Source organism: Agrobacterium sp. DE0009 (genome assembly GCF_007680755.1).
Lineage (GTDB): Bacteria > Pseudomonadota > Alphaproteobacteria > Rhizobiales > Rhizobiaceae > Agrobacterium > Agrobacterium tumefaciens_B.
The window spans coordinates 1667371-1683373 of the sequence record NZ_VEIU01000001.1; the positions used below are offsets into that span (position 1 = coordinate 1667371).

Sequence of the window (16003 nt, forward strand, 5' to 3'; positions counted from 1 at the left end):
GCGCACCATGTCAGTTTGCGATCAGGTAGAAGCAGGCAGGGTAAGCCATGGAGATCACGGATCCCGGCGATTTTCGTCAGCGGATAGAAAGCAGCTTTGCACGGCAAGGTGTCGTTCAGGCGATCAATGCCGAGATCAGCCGGATCGAACACCGACTGGTGGAAATCGAGCTACCCTTCCACGATAAGCTGACGCAGCAGCACGGCATCCTGCATGCGGGCGTTATTGCTGCCGGTCTGGATACAGCCTGCACCTATGCCGCCTACACGATCATCGAGCCGGAGGCGTCACTCCTGACAATCGAATTCAAGGTGAACCTCATGTCGCCGGGGCGAGGTGAGCGGTTTCTGTTTCGTGGTGAGATCATCAAGCCCGGCAACAATCTGATCGTTGCCGATGGTCGCGCCTACGCGCTGTCAGATGGGCCCGCGAAGCTGATCGCCTCTATGACGGGCACCATGATGGTGGTGAAAGGGCGTGAGGACATTACCGGATGAGCTACCGGCTTTTGCATGTCGCGGATAAATCCGTTCTTTTCGTCATGGCTGCTTCCGCCGAATACGGCCCTCACCTTCAGACACGGATTGCCCCACTGATGACCGGCGTTGGCCCGGTCGAAGCGGCAAGTTCAGTGACGTCGGTTCTTGCCGGCCTCGATGCCGCGGATCACCTGCCCGATCTTGTCGTCTCGCTCGGCTCTGCCGGGTCGCGAACCCTGGAGCAAACGGGCATTTATCAGGCGGTGTCGGTGTCCTACCGCGATATGGATGCGTCCGCCTTCGGTTTCGAGAAGGGGCGTACGCCGTTTCTGGACCTGCCAGTCGAGGTGCCATTACCACTGCGAATCCCCGATGTTGCGGAGGCAAGGCTTTCCACCGGCGCCAACGTTGTTTCCGGTGCCGCCTACGGTTTGGTCGACGCCGATATGGTGGACATGGAGACGTTTGCGGTTTTGCGCGCCTGCCAGCGCTACGGCGTTCCGCTCGTCGCTCTGCGTGGCATTTCCGATGGCAAGTCGGATGTGAAGCATGTCGATGACTGGACGGAATATCTTGATATCATCGATGAAAAGCTGGCGGAGGTTGTCGAGCGCCTGTCGCGGGCCATCAAGGACGGCTCGATCGCCCTTTAAACCTTGCGATTTTCGCAAATTTCCGCCCATTGCCGCTCCCATGCGGGTTGCCTAAAGCCGTCATTTTCTTTAAAGGCTCGCCATGACCCAGATAGCCCATCCCGACAGCATTCTCATCATCGATTTCGGCAGCCAGGTGACGCAGCTGATTGCGCGCCGCATCCGCGAAGCCGGGGTCTATTGCGAAATCCATCCGTTTCAGAACGCCGCAGAGGCTTTCGAGAAGCTTCAGCCGAAGGGCGTAATCTTCTCTGGCGGCCCGGCATCGGTTACGGCGGAAGGCAGCCCGCGCGCACCGCAGGCAGTGTTCGACAGCAAGGTTCCGATCCTTGGCATCTGCTATGGCCAGCAAACTCTCTGCACGCAGCTCGGCGGCGTGGTCGAAGGTGGGCATGCGGCGGAATTTGGCCGTGCAGATATCGACATCAAGAAAGCAAGCCCGCTATTCGACGGTTTTTGGGAACAGGGCAAGAGCTATCCCGTCTGGATGAGCCATGGCGACCGCGTGACGAAACTGCCTGATGGTTTCGAGGTCATCGCGACGTCAGAGAACGCGCCTTTCGCCATCGCAGCGGATGAGACCCGGCACTATTATTCCACCATGTTCCACCCGGAAGTGGTGCACACGCCCGATGGCGGCAAGCTGCTCTCCAACTTCGTGCATAAGATCGTCGGCCTCAAATCCGACTGGACGATGGCGGCCTATCGCGCCGAGATGATCCGCAAGATCCGCGAGCAGGTCGGCAACGGTCGCGTGCTCTGTGCATTGTCCGGCGGCGTCGATTCCTCGGTTGCAGCTATCCTGATCCACGAGGCGATCGGCGATCAGCTGACCTGCGTTTACGTTGACCACGGCCTGATGCGGCTTGGCGAAAGCGAGCAGGTCGTCGGCATGTTCCGTGACCACTACAATATTCCGCTCGTTCACGTCGATGCTTCCGACCTGTTCCTCGGCGAACTCTCTGGCGTTTCCGATCCTGAGGTAAAGCGCAAGACGATCGGCCGCCTGTTCATCGAAGTGTTCGAGGCCGAAGCGGCCAAGATCGCTGCAGATGGCAAGGGTGCACCAAAGTTCCTGGCGCAGGGGACGCTGTACCCCGACGTCATCGAAAGTGTTTCCTTTTCCGGTGGCCCATCCGTCACCATCAAGAGCCACCACAATGTCGGCGGCCTTCCCGAGCGCATGAACATGCAGCTTGTGGAACCGCTGCGCGAGCTCTTCAAGGACGAAGTCCGTGCGCTCGGCCGCGAACTCGGCCTGCCGGAAAGCTTCATCGGTCGCCACCCCTTCCCCGGTCCGGGTCTTGCAATCCGCTGCCCCGGCGCGATCACGCGCGAGAAGCTCGATATTCTGCGCAAGGCGGATGCGATTTATCTCGATGAGATCCGCAAGGCGGGTCTCTACGACACCATCTGGCAGGCCTTTGCCGTGCTTCTGCCGGTGCAGACCGTAGGCGTTATGGGCGACTATCGCACGTATGACTTCGTCTGCGCCCTGCGCGCAGTGACCTCGGTAGACGGCATGACCGCCGATTTCTATCCCTACGACATGAATTTCCTCGGCCGTGCGGCAACCCGCATCATCAACGAAGTGCGCGGCATCAACCGCGTCGTTTACGATGTGACAAGCAAGCCGCCTGGCACGATCGAGTGGGAGTAAGGTTACATCGACACGGTTGATGTGGTCCCTCAATATGAAGCGTCAAACCTCGCTTTAGAGACAACGCCGCGACTGGTTCGCGGCGTTTCTGTTCTGATTGGCGAGGTGGAACATCTGGGGATTGAGGCCACCGAAAGATCGCAATTGCACACGCCCGCCGAGGGTCATAAACGGCAGTCGCAGATCACTTCAATGCACCGAGCATCGCGAAAGCTCCCCGCGCGCCTTGCAAGTGTCACTTTACGAAGCCATTCCTGATCAGGAAGTCGATCGCTACTTCTTTCGGCGATTCGCCGCCAAGCTCAACGCGCGCGTTCAGTTCCTGCAACGCTTTAAGGTCAAGCGCAGCGAAAACGGGCTTCAGAAATTGCTCAATGTAAGGGTGTTTTTTTAGAACGTCTTCGCGAATGATCGGCGCGGGTTGATAGACCGATTGCGCGTGCTTGTCATCCTCCATCACAACAAGATCGGAACGAGAGATGCAGCCATCCGTGCCATGAACCATTGCCGCATTGGCGTTGTCCGTCCGGTTTGCTGCCGCAGCAATGGTGGACGCAGTATTCCCGTCGGAAGTAGTGGTCAGCTGATCAGACTTCAGGGTAAAGCCGTATGCGGTCTGAAAGGCCGGTAATCCTGCGGCCGAATGAATGAACTCCGATGAAGCCGCAACAACCACTGTTCCGCCCTCGACGACGAATCTGCCGAAGTCGGACAGCGTCTTTAGCTCGTTCTTGTCGGCAACATCCTTGCGCAACGCAATTGCCCAAGCCCTGTTCGCAGGGGATGGCGTCAGCCAGACGATCTTGTTGGCGTCATAATCCAGTCTCTTCGCTTCCTCATACGCTGTCGAAGCGACTTTCCAGAGCGGATCGTCCGCCCTGGAAAAAAAGAACGCGGCGTTGCCGGTATATTCGGGGTAGATGTCGATCTCTCCCGCGATCATCGCCTTGCGTAGAACTGGAGTGGTTCCAAGGCGAAGACGATAGGTGGTTTCGATCTTGTTATACTTGAGGACGGCGAGGATGATGTTGCCGAGAACGGCGCTCTCCTCATCAATCTTCGACGAGACCACCACTTGGCAGTGCGCAACGGTAGCTGAAAAGGCAATCGCAAGTCCTGCCGCTGTCAACATCATCAAGCGTTTCATACATGGTTCTCCATACCTCAACGCCCTTCAGATGAAATTGTCACTGCAACCCCGGCAGAACACGAAAAGACGGTCAGCCGCCATCTCGCGTCCGTGCCCCCTTGCCCATGACAAGAGGCATCAGCACCGAAAGAAATAACAGTCTGATCACATGGTGAGAGCCGACATAGGCCGTATCTGCATGCATCATGACGGCCATCGCCGCCATTGTTTCGAGGCCGCCGGGGGAATAAGCGATCATGACGGCGTTGAGGGGAACGCCCGTGACAGATGCGATGAACCAGGCGATGCTGCCGGCGATCACCATGACGGCAATGGTAACCACGAAACCCGCAAGGAAGCCTTTCCGCACCTCCAGCAGCGACACGTTGGAGAAGCGTGTGCCGATCAGGCAGCCAATCAGGACATAGACCGGCAGGCTGAGCCATGTCGGCACGCCGCCCTCGGTGAGGCCGGTAATGTGCGTGCTGATGGAAATCGCAACGCCGCCCAGCAACAGCGCCGCCGGGAACTTCCAGCGCAGGAAAAGCCAGCCGGTTACCAGGGAGGCCACAATGGTGAGGCCGAGAGTGAGAAGGTCCATTGGCGGCTTCGTCAGCAGGGGCTCGGTACTGACGAGATCGAAATATTCGACGATCAGCGGCACCGAAAGTGTGAGCGCCAACACGCGCACGCTTTGCACGATGCTGACGGTGGCAAGGTCGCTTTTCGTTTCTGCGCCAAGGCTGATGATATAGCTGAGATGACCGGGAGAGGCGCCGAGCATCGCGGTCGTCCGGTCGTAGCCGAAACCGTAATGCAATATCCAATAGGCCACGTAAAGCATGATGACGACGGCAACGAGCACGACAACGAAGCTCAGCGGCCATGTCTTCGCGGCGTCAAGCACCGAAGGCGTGACGCTCGTTCCCATGGAAATGCCGACGACGACAAAACAGGCGTTGCGGATGGCGACGGGAATTCCAAGTTTCACGCCAGCAAGGCCGGTCAGCGTCACCGCAAGCGCCGGCCCCGACAGAAACGGGGCGGGAACACCGAGAAGGCTGGCAAGCAGGGCGCCGATGCTGCCAACGAGGGCGGTGAGCGCAAAAGTGTGAAATTCAGGCTTAATGATCATTGCGGCATTGGTTGGTTGCTTTGAAAAGCTCCACACCAGATGCACACGCTTCGCATCGCCGCGTCAACCTGCCGGGCGAGAAATAGCCGGTTTCACGCGTGTCTCATAAAAAGCAACGGCGTTAGGGATCAAACGCCGTCGCGTTCTCAATTCATTAGCCGTTACCGATGATGATCCCGGCCGCGAGCACCAGGGAGCCACCGAGGACGACCTGAAACACCGCGCGCAGGAAGGGTGTTTCCATGAAACGGTTCTGGATGAAGGCGATGGCCCAGAGTTCCACAAAAACGACGATGGCTGCAATGGCTGTTGCGGTCCAGAAATGGGGAATGAGATAGGGCAACGCATGACCGAGGCCACCGACAGCCGTCATAATGCCCGATGCAAGACCCCGCTTCAGCGGCGATCCACGTCCTGAAAGCTTGCCATCATCGTGGGCGGCTTCGGTAAAGCCCATGGAGATACCGGCACCGACGGAAGCGGAAAGACCGATGAGGAAGGTCTGCCATGTATCCTGCGTAGCGAATGCCGCCGCGAAGATCGGCGCCAGCGTCGAGACGGAGCCGTCCATCAGTCCGGCGAGACCAGGCTGAATATACGTCAGGAGAAACTGCCGCTTGGCGGTTTCCTCCTCTTCCGTCCGCCCGTTTTCATCGAGGTGTTTTTCCTCCAGCATATGGGCAATATCTTCGTGGCCCCGTTCAGCCTCCGCCAGATCGCCGAGGAGCTTGCGCGTCGAGGCGTCGGTCGTACGCTTGACCGCTTCGTCATAAAACCGGATGGCCTGCGCTTCCATCAATTCCGCCTGGGCCCTGATCTTGTCGAGCGACAAGTTCTTCACCAGCCAATCCGGGGCGCGTTCGTAAAAACCGCGCACATGTTCACGGCGGATCAGCGGTATCGTCTCGCCAAAACGCTCGCGATGCATGTCGATCAGGACATTCCGGTGCTGCTGCTCGACCTCTGCCATATCGTCGAAGACTTTGGCCGATTGCGGATACTGGCCGCGAAGATGATCGGCATAGGACCGGTAGATCCGGGAATCATCCTCTTCGGAGGAGATGGCAAGCGCGAGAATCTCCTGCTCGCTCAGGGAGGAAAAGGGGCGTTTGGAAAGAGAGAAAAGACTACGGAACATTGCGGGACCTCTTTAGAATAATTCTAAATACATCTGACTTATATCAGGATCAAGACATTTTAGAATTATTCCAAAAGACGATAAGTCGCATTGCAGCCGGCGTTGTCGGGGTATAAATCCGCTTGAAAGGAAAAACGATGCAGCAGCAGATCACAGGGCGTGCCGCCCATCATGCCGACATCAAGCGGAAGGCCGAAAAGGCGATGGCTGATATCGGCGTCGATGCCGCCTTCATCAGCCTGCTCGTGGAGACATTTTACAGCCGTGTTCTTGAACATCCCACGTTAGGCCCCGTGTTCGATGCGCGGCTTGCCGGACGCTGGCCGGAACACATGGCCAGAATGAAGCAATTCTGGACAGCGGTTGCTTTCAAAGACGGTAATTACGGGGGCAAACCGGTGCAGGCGCATCTGGGCGTAAAGGGCATGTCCGCAGGGCTTTTTCCGCAGTGGCTCGCGCTGTTTTCAGCCACGCTTGATGATATCGCGCCCAGCAAAGAGGCTCATGACTGGTTCATGGAGACGGCAGAGCGCATCGCGAAAAGCCTGACGCTTTCGCTGTTTTATAATCCTGCGCTTGACGACCCTGCCTTGAAGCCGGTCACGCCATAGCCGACGTCGCACGACCAACCAAAAAATGCGCGCTCAAACCAACAGCTGTCAGCCTCGCGAGAGATCATGCAGTCCTAAACATTCCCCTTGCTGATCACTGTGATAAATGTTTAGTAGCCAGCGGGAGGCGTACCGTGCGGTTCGCCTGAGTTTGCAGCATAGCAGGGCTTATCGACATGGATCGCAGATCATTTATTCGCAAGGCGGGCGCCGTTGGCGCCGGTGTGACCGCAACCGCGCTGGCCGCCCCGGCCATCGCACAGGAAAACCCGAAGATCACCTGGCGCATGACGTCGTCCTTCACCAAGGGACTCGACATTCTTTTTGGTGCGGGCCAGATCGTCGCCGATCATGTGAAGGAGGCCTCGGGCGGCAACTTCGTGATTCAACACTTTGCCGGTGGTGAGATCGTTCCTGCGCTACAGGCCGCAGACGCCGTAACGGCAGGAACCGTCGAAATGGCGCATACCTGCTCCTATTATTACGTCGGCAAGGACCCGACCTTCGCGCTCGGCACCTCGGTTCCCTTTGGCTTGAATGCGCGTCAGACGAATGCCTGGTTCAACCAGGCCGGCGGCAACGAGCTGCTCAATGAGTTCTTGGCGCAGCACAATATCTACTCGATCCTGCTCGGCAATACCGGTGCCCAGATGGGCGGCTGGTTCCGCAAGGAAATCAACACGATCGATGACCTGAAGGGTCTGAAGATGCGTATCGCCGGCCTGACCGGACAGGTAATGCAGAAGGTTGGCGTGACACCGCAGCAGATCGCCGGCGGCGATGTCTATGCCGCGCTGGAAAAGGGCACGATCGACGCCACCGAATTCGTCGGTCCCTATGACGACCAGAAGCTCGGCTTCTACAAGGTCGCGAAGTACTATTACTATCCGGCGTGGTGGGAAGGCGGCCCGGCCGTGCATGCCTTCGTGAACCTGCAGAAGTTCAACGATCTGCCCGAAAACTACAAGCGCATCCTGAAAGACGCCTGCGCCGCCGGCAGCGCCAGCATGCTGGAGCGCTACGATGCCCGCAATCCCAAGGCGCTGAAGGAACTCGTGGCACAGGGCGCCATCCTGCGCCCCTTCAGCCAGGAAATCCTGGATGTCTGCCACAAGGCGGCGCAGGAAACCTATGCGGAGATTTCAGCCAAGAACGAGAGCTTCAGAAAGATCTACGAAAGCCAGAAGGCCTTCAAGAAGGACGCCTATCTCTGGGCCCAGATCGCCGAATATACCTATGATACCTACATGATGATCCAGCAGCGCAACGGCACGCTCTGAACCGCAATCATTTACTGACGATCTTTAGACGGTCATCCGGCATCTGCCGGGTGGCCGTTTTGTTTGACGAGACCAGCTTCCACACCTCCCTCTCACGCCAGTCAACCGGGCTCATTCCGGTCACGCGGCGAAATTCGCGGTTGAAGTTCGACTTCGTCTGAAAGCCGGACGAGAACATGACCGCCGTCACCGATTGCTGCGTTTCCTCGAGAAGCCGGCAGGCTTCGCGGATGCGCAGCTGGTTGACATATTGCGAGACATTGATGCCGAGCAAGCGGTTGATCGCACCGGATATCTGCCGGCTTGGCAGGCCGAGGCGCCGTGCAAGCCGGGACAGGTTGAGGTTCTCGTCGCGGTAAAGCGCGTGTGCCTCCATCAACCGGTCGATCCTTGCGACGATGTCCCTGTCCTGTTCGGATGGTTCTGCCGGCGGCGACAAATCAGAAACCGGCTCCGCGGCCGCTTGTGGCGCTTTGCTTTTACCGGCGAGAGCAGCCATGAGGCCGATCAACAGCAGGCCAAAAAGATTGGCATTGCTGACGAGGGCTGCGACATTTTCGCCCCGCGCCCACTGGAAATCAAAAAACACCAGAAGATCGATGAGGGCGGAAACGCAAAGGGCAACGGCAGCGATGATCAGCGCCCGATGCGCCGAGCCAACGTTGGCGAATTGCGCCTCATCAAGCCCATCCGGGCCCTTCCTCCCCAGAAGAAGGAGCGCGACGGCATGGCCGACAAAGAAGACGATCAGGGCGAGGTCAATCGCAGCGGGAAGGGTAAATTCCAGCACGACGATCAACAATGGCGACACGAGCAGACTGGCGAGCATCGTTCTGCGGCTTTCGGCCCCCGCCCCTATCAATCCGCGAAAGGCGATGTGGACGAGCGGCGGCAGGCAGGCGGCAAGGATCGGCAGAACATAACGTATTTCGCTGATACCGTACCCCCAGCGCAGGCCGACAAGGATGGACTGGACGGCACAAAGCATGATCAGCGCCAGAAAGGCCCGGTTGGTCCGCACATCGTCTCCGCTTCGCAGGAAGACGATGAACATGACGATCAGCAGAAGCGCCACGACAAAAGGCAGCGGAATGAACAGCACGGATCAATATCCCTTAAGGCAAAGGCACTCCTGCCTTTCATGGACCAGATCGCGTTTCTGTACGACCTGAAACACGATCAAGGACGCGTCTACGCGCAAAAACTAAGAGATGTTGATGGCACTTGCAAACCGGAGACACTTTCCATGACGCCGAAAATGACGCTTGCCGCCATCCTCCTCAATCTCGCTTTCCTGCCGCCGGCTTTCGCCTTCGACGATGTCGGGCTGGCGGCCATCACTGTTCCCTCGACCGCTCGTGGCAAGGATCTCGATGTCCAGATCTGGTATCCGGCCGCCGGCGACGGAACAGCTGGCCATTCCGGTGATAATCGGATCTTCCAAGGCGCTCCCGTACAAAAAGGCGCATCGATAAAGGAGGGGCGGTTTCCCGTCGTGCTGATTTCACACGGATCGGGATCGCGCGCGGAAGGCATGGCCTGGATCGCCACAAAGCTTGCGAGCGAAGGTTTCATTGTCGTCGGGCCTAATCATCCCGGTACGACCAGCGGCAATTCCACGCCCGCGGATACGCCGAAAATCTGGGAGCGAACTGACGATCTCTCCACCATCCTTACCGCCCTCACGACACAAGGCCAATGGTCGGCCTCTATCGATGCGCGCAGAATCGGCGTTCTCGGCTTTTCACTGGGCGGCAGCACCGCCATGGAGATTGCCGGCGCTCGCGCCGATCTTGGTGCCTATGTCCGATATTGTGAAGACAATGCCGCGATGATGGATTGCCAGTGGTTTGCTGGCGGACGGGGTTACCAGAACGACGAACCGGTCAACGTGCCGAAGCTTGATCTGCGATCTCTGGACAAAGCCCGTTTCGAGCAGCAGAACCGCGACACGCGTATCCGCTCCGCCGTACTCGTCGATCCCGGTCTGGCGTTGGCCTTCAAACAGGAGAGCTTGCGGAAGGTCGACATTCCGCTGACCTTCATCAATCTTGGCAGCAAGGGAAAAATTCCGGCGGCTGTGCTGGCGGACAAGCTCGCGGAGGATGTGCCCGGCGCCATCTACCATCGAGTGGACGGGGCAAACCACTTCAGCTTCCTGCCGCTGTGCAAGCCCGATGCGGATGCGTTTCTCAAATCCGTCGGCGAGCGCGATCCGATCTGCGAACCGGCCGGGCCGCGAGACCGTGCCGATATCCACGCAGAACTCGAGAAGATCATCATTGACGCCTTCAACCGGACGCTGAAGCCGGAGCAATAGAGGCCTTAGCCGATCCGTTTGTAAAACAGGGTCGTGCCGCAATAGCGGCCATCGGGAAACAGGGCGTAGTCCGGGATAACGCCCACCCGTTCCCAACCGAGGCGAGGATAAATCGCCTCGGCATCGCTGCCCGTGGCCGTATCCAGCACCAGAAGGCTGCGGCCACGCTTCGCCGCTTCTTCTTCCACCCTTTGCATGAGCTTGCGTGCGAGGCCGAGACCACGTGCCGAGGGATGCACGAGAAGCTTCATGAGATCGCCGCGATGCGGTTGATTGGGTTTGGAAGCGAAACCCACCTGCACGGTGCCGACCACCTTGCCCGCCACCTCAGCGACCACATGGATGGCGCTGCCGTCCGTTACATTTTCCGCGACCGATCGCCAGAAAGGCTCCGCATCCTGCGGCGAGAAAGGCAACATGAAGCCGACGGACGCGCCGCCATTCACGCAGGCGGCGAGGACGTCGCAAAGCTCAGGCAGGGCATCGATCGTCTGTTGCCCGTTCAACACGTGGATGGTTGCCATGAATACTCCTTGGGTAAATCAACGCTGTCTTTGATCGAGCACGACGGCGTAACGGGCGGGTTTTTCAGATGGATTGTGGAAGACATGCCCCTCTCCAACAGGCATGAACAGGCAGTCGCCCGTCTCTAGCCGGTAAACCTCTCCGCCGCTCGTCATGTCCAGCACGCCGTCGAAAAGCCAGACATATTGCGTCATCCCCCGGCTCGCCGCATGCGGAGGGAAGCCGACGCGCGCGCCGGCCGGAAATTCGACTTCGACGATATCGACATCGGATCCCACACGCGGCGGGGAAATGGCGCGGCGCACATAACCGGTCTCCGGATCTTTCCAGAGCTGCTGATCACGCTTTTTCATGAGCGGGGAAACAGCCTCTTCATTTTCAGCGAAGAAACCGGAAAGCGACAGGCCGAGTGCAGCGCAGATACGGGCAAGGAGAGAGGCCGTTGGGCTCGCCTCACCGCGCTCGATGCGGGAGATCATGGCGCGGCTGACGCCGGATTCGGACGCGAGACGGTCCAGCGTCAGGCCGTTTTCAGCCCGTAACGTTTTGATCCGCTCGCCGATAGAGCGCTCAAGAATATGATCTTCGTTTTCCATCATATGAGAATTGCACTCTCATATGATGGAGTCAATATCCACGATAATGGAAACTATCATCTTCTTTGCCGCTGGTGGCTTTGCGGCAAAACAACGTCTCAGGCGCCAACCTGGGCGATCCAATCGTTCAGGTTATAATAATTCGTGACGCGGCTGACTTTGCCGTCCTTCAACTCGAAGAATGCGCCGGCCGGCAACACATAGGTCTGACCGTTCGCCTCCGGCAGGCCTTCGTCGGTGGCCAGATATTCCCCGTTAACGACGAACTCCGCAGATGCCCGCGCGCCGTCTTCGCTCGCCATGATCACCATCTCGGTGAGGTTTTCGCGGTAGCAGCGGTTCATGTGCTCCATGAAGGAGGCAAAAGCGGCCTTGCCGGTCTGGCGTTCGCCCTGATTGATGTCGTGCACCACCTCATCGTGAAGCAGCGCCAGAAAAGCATTCATGTCCTGACGATTGAAGGCTTCGTAATAGGCGCGGATGGTTTCGGCAGCGGTCATTATCGTCTCCGTTCAGTGCTTGCGCGGCTTTTCCACCACGGTATAACCAGTGCAACCGAAAGTGAAATGCCCATGATCGTCGAAATCAAGTCTCTTTCCGGCATTGACGCCACATCCTATTTCGATGACCTCGCGCGCCTGCGGATCGAGGTGTTTCGCGCTTTTCCTTACCTCTATGACGGCTCGCTGGATTACGAGCGCAAATATCTCTCGACCTATGCCGATACGGACGGCGCGGTTTTCGTGCTGGCACTCGATGACGGCAGAGTGGTTGGAATGTCCACGGGCATGCCAATGGCGGCGGAGACCGATGAGGTGAAGGCTCCCTTCGTCAAGGCAGGTTACGATCCGGACCGGATGTTCTATTTCGGTGAAAGCGTGCTGCTTCCCGGTTATCGCGGCCACGGCGTCGGCGTGCGCTTCTTCGAGGAGCGGGAGGCACATGCAAAGAGGCTCGGCTTCGACCACTGCACCTTCTGCGCGGTCGAGCGGCCCGCCAATCATCCCCGCCGGCCAGTAGATTACGTGCCGCTCAATGCCTTCTGGGAAAAGCGCGGCTATCGCCATCACCCCGAATTGCGCACCAGCTTCACATGGCAGGACCTCGACGAGGACAGCGAAAGCGCAAAACCGCTGTCCTTCTGGATGAAGAACATTGCTGGAGACGGAAACGAATGACCCGGTTAGCCGCCAGCCAATATGCCATCGAACTGATCGAGACATGGGAGGCCTATGCCGCGCATCTTTCCGCCATCGTCCGCGAGGCCAAGGAAAAGGGCGCCGAACTGCTGCTGCTGCCGGAATATTCGGCGATGGCGCTGACCGGGCAATTGTCACCCGATGCGCGCTCCGATCTGCACCGTTCCATCGAAGAGATACAGCCGCTCATCCCCTCTTGGGTGGAGCTTTGCGAAGAGCTGGCGCGGCAACATCAAATCCTTTTCCAGCCGGGCAGTGCGCCGGTGAAAGACCCCGACGGCAAGTTCCGCAACCGGGCGTGGCTATTTGGACCTGACGGGCTGATCGGTTATCAGGACAAGCAGATCATGACCCGGTTCGAACGGGAACAATGGAATATTGCAGCTGGCGTCGAGGGTCTGAAAGCCTTCGAGACCCCGATTGGGAGGCTGGGTATCCTCATCTGTTACGACAATGAGTTTCCGATGCTTGGCCGCAAGCTGGCCGAGCTCGGCGTCGATCTGGTCCTTGCGCCGAGTTGCACCGATACGCTCGCCGGGGCCTATCGGGTTCGCATCGGCGCGCAGGCGCGGGCACTGGAAAATCAGTATGCGGTGCTGTCATCTCCCACGGCCGGCGAAGCGCCATGGTCCCCGGCTGTCGACGAAAATCGTGGTCGTGCTGCCCTTTATGTGCCGTCGGACTACGGCATGCCCGCATCGGGCATCATCGCGGAAAGCGAAAGCGATGCAGTGACGGAGAGCACGCTGCTGATCGCGGATATCGATCTTGCCGCCGTGGCAAGACTCCGCACCGAGGGGCAGGTTGCCACCCGCCGCGACTGGCCTGAGCAATTTGCGGTCTGAAAGCCCATTTTAAAGGGCTTTTAACCAAATTCCCGCTTTGCGGCATGACAAGCCCCTGCTATAGCGCGGAACATGAGCACAAATTCGACCCGCACGCCCCTGGACCATATCCGCAACTTCTCGATCGTTGCCCACATCGATCACGGCAAATCGACGCTGGCCGACCGGTTGATCCAGTCGACAGGCGGCCTTGCCGAACGCGACATGTCGGAACAGGTTCTCGATTCTATGGATATCGAGCGCGAGCGTGGCATCACCATCAAGGCCCAGACCGTGCGCCTGCACTACAAGGCGAATAACGGCGAGACCTATGTGCTGAATCTTATCGACACTCCCGGCCACGTCGACTTCGCCTATGAAGTGTCCCGCTCGCTTTCGGCCTGCGAAGGCTCGCTGCTGGTGGTCGATGCATCGCAGGGTGTGGAAGCCCAGACGCTCGCCAACGTCTATCAGGCGATCGACAATAATCACGAGCTGGTCACGGTCTTGAACAAGATCGACCTGCCGGCAGCCGAACCTGACCGCATCAAGGAACAGATCGAGGAAGTCATCGGCATCGATGCTTCCGACGCCGTGATGATTTCGGCCAAAACCGGTCTTGGTATTCCTGACGTTCTGGAAGCCATCGTCAACCGTCTGCCGCCGCCGAAGAGCGAAGTCGGCGAAAACGGCCCGCTGAAGGCGCTGCTGGTCGACAGCTGGTACGACACCTATCTCGGCGTCATGGTTCTCGTGCGCGTCATCGATGGCGTGCTGAGCAAGGGCCAGCAGATCCGCATGATGGGCTCGGGCGCGAAATACGGCATCGAGCGCGTCGGGGTGCTGACCCCGAAAATGGTCACGGTCGACAGCCTCGGGCCCGGCGAGATCGGCTTCATTACCGCTTCGATCAAGGAAGTGGCCGATACACGCGTTGGCGATACCATCACCGACGACAAGCGCCCGACGGCGCAGGCGCTGCCCGGCTTCAAGCCTGCGCAGCCGGTGGTGTTCTGCGGTCTCTTCCCGGTCGATGCCGCCGACTTCGAAGATTTGCGCGCGGCGGTCGGTAAGCTCCGCCTCAACGACGCTTCTTTCTCCTTCGAAATGGAATCGTCTGCCGCCCTTGGCTTCGGTTTCCGCTGCGGCTTCCTCGGCCTGCTGCATCTCGAAATCATCCAGGAGCGCCTTGAGCGGGAGTTCAATCTCGATCTCGTCGCCACAGCACCGTCGGTCGTCTACGAAATGACGCTGACGGACGGCACGGAAAAGGAACTTCACAACCCGGCCGACATGCCCGACGTGGTGAAGATCAAGGAAATCCGCGAGCCGTGGATCAAGGCGACGATCATGACGCCCGACGAATATCTCGGCGGCATCCTGAAACTCTGTCAGGACCGGCGTGGCCTGCAGACGGAGCTGACCTATGTCGGCAACCGCGCCATGATCACCTACGAATTGCCGCTCAACGAAGTGGTGTTCGATTTCTACGACCGTCTGAAATCGATCTCCAAGGGATATGCGTCCTTCGACTACAATATCATTGACTATCGCGCTGGTGATCTCGTCAAGATGTCGATCCTCGTCAACGGCGACCCTGTCGATGCACTCTCCATGCTGGTGCACCGCTCTGCGGCCGACCGGCGCGGGCGCGGCATGTGCGAAAAGCTGAAGGAACTCATTCCGCCGCATATGTTCCAGATCCCGATCCAGGCGGCCATCGGCGGCAAGGTCATCGCCCGCGAGACCGTGCGTGCGCTGCGCAAGGACGTGACCGCGAAATGCTACGGCGGCGACGCGACGCGCAAGCGCAAACTTCTGGACAAGCAGAAGGAAGGCAAAAAGCGCATGCGCCAGTTCGGCAAGGTTGAAATCCCGCAGGAAGCCTTTATCGCCGCTCTGAAGATGAACGACGAATAAGCGGCAACTCCGCAAGTGCAATTAGAGGGAGGCTCATGGCCTCCCTTTTGCGTCTGGCGATCAAGCGTGCAGCTTCGCACCTTTGGTAATCTTGTCGACGATCTTTTTATCCGTGCGTAGCGCCAGGCCGACGACTTTGGCGTTATCGGGAGAAAACTCCGAAAATACCTGGCGGTTGGCGGCATCGTGGCCGGTGGAAAACATTTCCTCGATGTAGAGCGAAGTCGTGACGTCCCGCTCTAGCGATCGCTGGTGAATTTTGCGCAGCATCTCCTGATCCGTCGCCATAATGACGATGGGCTGGATGGAAAGGGGATTGTAGACGTTGCCGGCTCCGTCGCGGTATGTTTCCCCGATGATCTCTCGGGTCTGGCCGACGATGCCGGACATGAGGAATGCGGTGACGTTCAATTTCTGCCATACGGCAAGGTCATCGCGAAGAATAATGGCGATCTTGGTATCAAACATGCGAACTCAATCTGGCTGTGGTTACGAAAGAGAAGCAACGATAGCGCCTCGGAGCAGCAACGATCT

General features: G+C 58.6%; 17 protein-coding genes. 9 read left to right on the plus strand and 8 right to left on the minus strand.

Annotated elements, in window-relative coordinates; genetic code table 11:
* The first annotated feature begins 47 nt into the window (after positions 1–47).
* The 3 genes from FS804_RS08400 to guaA all read left to right on the plus strand — a co-directional run bounded on the left by FS804_RS08400 (position 48) and on the right by guaA (position 2792).
* On the plus strand, positions 48–497 hold the full coding sequence (locus FS804_RS08400) for a PaaI family thioesterase (protein WP_144576143.1): 450 nt from the start codon (positions 48–50) through the stop codon (positions 495–497).
* Positions 494–1132 (plus strand): 5'-methylthioadenosine/S-adenosylhomocysteine nucleosidase, encoded by a 639-nt coding sequence (locus FS804_RS08405; protein ID WP_063949486.1) that lies wholly within the window; start codon positions 494–496, stop codon positions 1130–1132. Before FS804_RS08400 ends, FS804_RS08405 begins: the two co-directional genes overlap by 4 nt.
* 82 nt (positions 1133–1214) lie before the next feature.
* Positions 1215–2792 carry a glutamine-hydrolyzing GMP synthase gene (gene guaA / locus FS804_RS08410; RefSeq protein ID WP_144576144.1) on the plus strand — a complete coding sequence of 526 codons (1578 nt, stop codon included), beginning with the start codon at positions 1215–1217 and terminating at the stop codon, positions 2790–2792.
* A gap of 235 nt (positions 2793–3027) precedes the next feature.
* Here guaA and FS804_RS08415 read toward each other — a convergent pair whose 3' ends face one another.
* The 3 genes from FS804_RS08415 to mbfA form a co-directional block, all read right to left on the minus strand.
* Positions 3028–3939, minus strand: coding sequence for an ABC transporter substrate-binding protein (locus FS804_RS08415; RefSeq protein WP_144576145.1), 912 nt, complete (start codon positions 3937–3939; stop codon positions 3028–3030).
* 73 nt (positions 3940–4012) lie between these two features.
* Positions 4013–5056, minus strand: a complete 1044-nt coding sequence (locus FS804_RS08420) for an AbrB family transcriptional regulator (protein ID WP_144576146.1) — start codon at positions 5054–5056, stop codon at positions 4013–4015.
* 154 nt (positions 5057–5210) lie between these two features.
* Entirely contained in the window at positions 5211–6194 is a 984-nt protein-coding gene (gene mbfA / locus FS804_RS08425) for an iron exporter MbfA (RefSeq protein ID WP_063949482.1), read from the minus strand.
* 137 nt (positions 6195–6331) lie between these two features.
* Between mbfA and FS804_RS08430 the strand changes: the two genes are divergently transcribed.
* Both FS804_RS08430 and FS804_RS08435 read left to right on the plus strand, forming a co-directional pair.
* Positions 6332–6805 (plus strand): group III truncated hemoglobin, encoded by a 474-nt coding sequence (locus FS804_RS08430; protein WP_144576147.1) that lies wholly within the window; start codon positions 6332–6334, stop codon positions 6803–6805.
* A gap of 176 nt (positions 6806–6981) precedes the next feature.
* Positions 6982–8085 (plus strand): TRAP transporter substrate-binding protein, encoded by a 1104-nt coding sequence (locus tag FS804_RS08435; protein WP_144576148.1) that lies wholly within the window; start codon positions 6982–6984, stop codon positions 8083–8085.
* Positions 8086–8092: 7 nt separating this feature from the next.
* Here FS804_RS08435 and FS804_RS08440 read toward each other — a convergent pair whose 3' ends face one another.
* Positions 8093–9187: a helix-turn-helix transcriptional regulator gene (locus FS804_RS08440; RefSeq protein ID WP_186376703.1), complete on the minus strand. Its 1095-nt coding sequence runs from the start codon at positions 9185–9187 to the stop codon at positions 8093–8095.
* 144 nt (positions 9188–9331) lie between these two features.
* On the opposite strand from FS804_RS08440, the gene FS804_RS08445 reads away from it, so the two are divergent.
* Positions 9332–10405: an alpha/beta fold hydrolase gene (locus tag FS804_RS08445; protein ID WP_144576149.1), complete on the plus strand. Its 1074-nt coding sequence runs from the start codon at positions 9332–9334 to the stop codon at positions 10403–10405.
* Positions 10406–10410: 5 nt separating this feature from the next.
* On the opposite strand, the gene FS804_RS08450 is transcribed toward FS804_RS08445, so the two are convergent.
* The 3 genes from FS804_RS08450 to FS804_RS08460 all read right to left on the minus strand — a co-directional run bounded on the left by FS804_RS08450 (position 10411) and on the right by FS804_RS08460 (position 12026).
* Positions 10411–10929, minus strand: coding sequence for a GNAT family N-acetyltransferase (locus tag FS804_RS08450; RefSeq protein ID WP_144576150.1), 519 nt, complete (start codon positions 10927–10929; stop codon positions 10411–10413).
* Between the two features lie 18 nt (positions 10930–10947).
* Positions 10948–11529, minus strand: a complete 582-nt coding sequence (locus FS804_RS08455; protein ID WP_144576151.1) for a helix-turn-helix domain-containing protein — start codon at positions 11527–11529, stop codon at positions 10948–10950.
* Positions 11530–11624: 95 nt separating this feature from the next.
* Positions 11625–12026, minus strand: coding sequence for a ketosteroid isomerase-related protein (locus tag FS804_RS08460; RefSeq protein WP_144576152.1), 402 nt, complete (start codon positions 12024–12026; stop codon positions 11625–11627).
* Between the two features lie 72 nt (positions 12027–12098).
* Here FS804_RS08460 and FS804_RS08465 point away from each other — a divergent pair, with 72 nt between their 5' ends.
* From FS804_RS08465 to lepA, 3 genes are all read left to right on the plus strand, one after another.
* Positions 12099–12704: a GNAT family N-acetyltransferase gene (locus FS804_RS08465; RefSeq protein WP_186376704.1), complete on the plus strand. Its 606-nt coding sequence runs from the start codon at positions 12099–12101 to the stop codon at positions 12702–12704.
* A complete protein-coding gene (locus tag FS804_RS08470; protein WP_144576154.1) occupies positions 12701–13570 on the plus strand; it encodes a carbon-nitrogen hydrolase family protein in 870 nt (289 codons plus the stop codon). The genes FS804_RS08465 and FS804_RS08470 overlap by 4 nt, the downstream gene beginning before the upstream one ends.
* Before the next feature lie 72 nt (positions 13571–13642).
* Positions 13643–15469 (plus strand): translation elongation factor 4, encoded by a 1827-nt coding sequence (lepA, locus tag FS804_RS08475; protein WP_144576155.1) that lies wholly within the window; start codon positions 13643–13645, stop codon positions 15467–15469.
* Positions 15470–15529: 60 nt separating this feature from the next.
* On the opposite strand, the gene FS804_RS08480 is transcribed toward lepA, so the two are convergent.
* A complete protein-coding gene (locus FS804_RS08480; protein ID WP_144576156.1) occupies positions 15530–15937 on the minus strand; it encodes a DUF2000 family protein in 408 nt (135 codons plus the stop codon).
* Positions 15938–16003 lie beyond the last annotated feature (66 nt).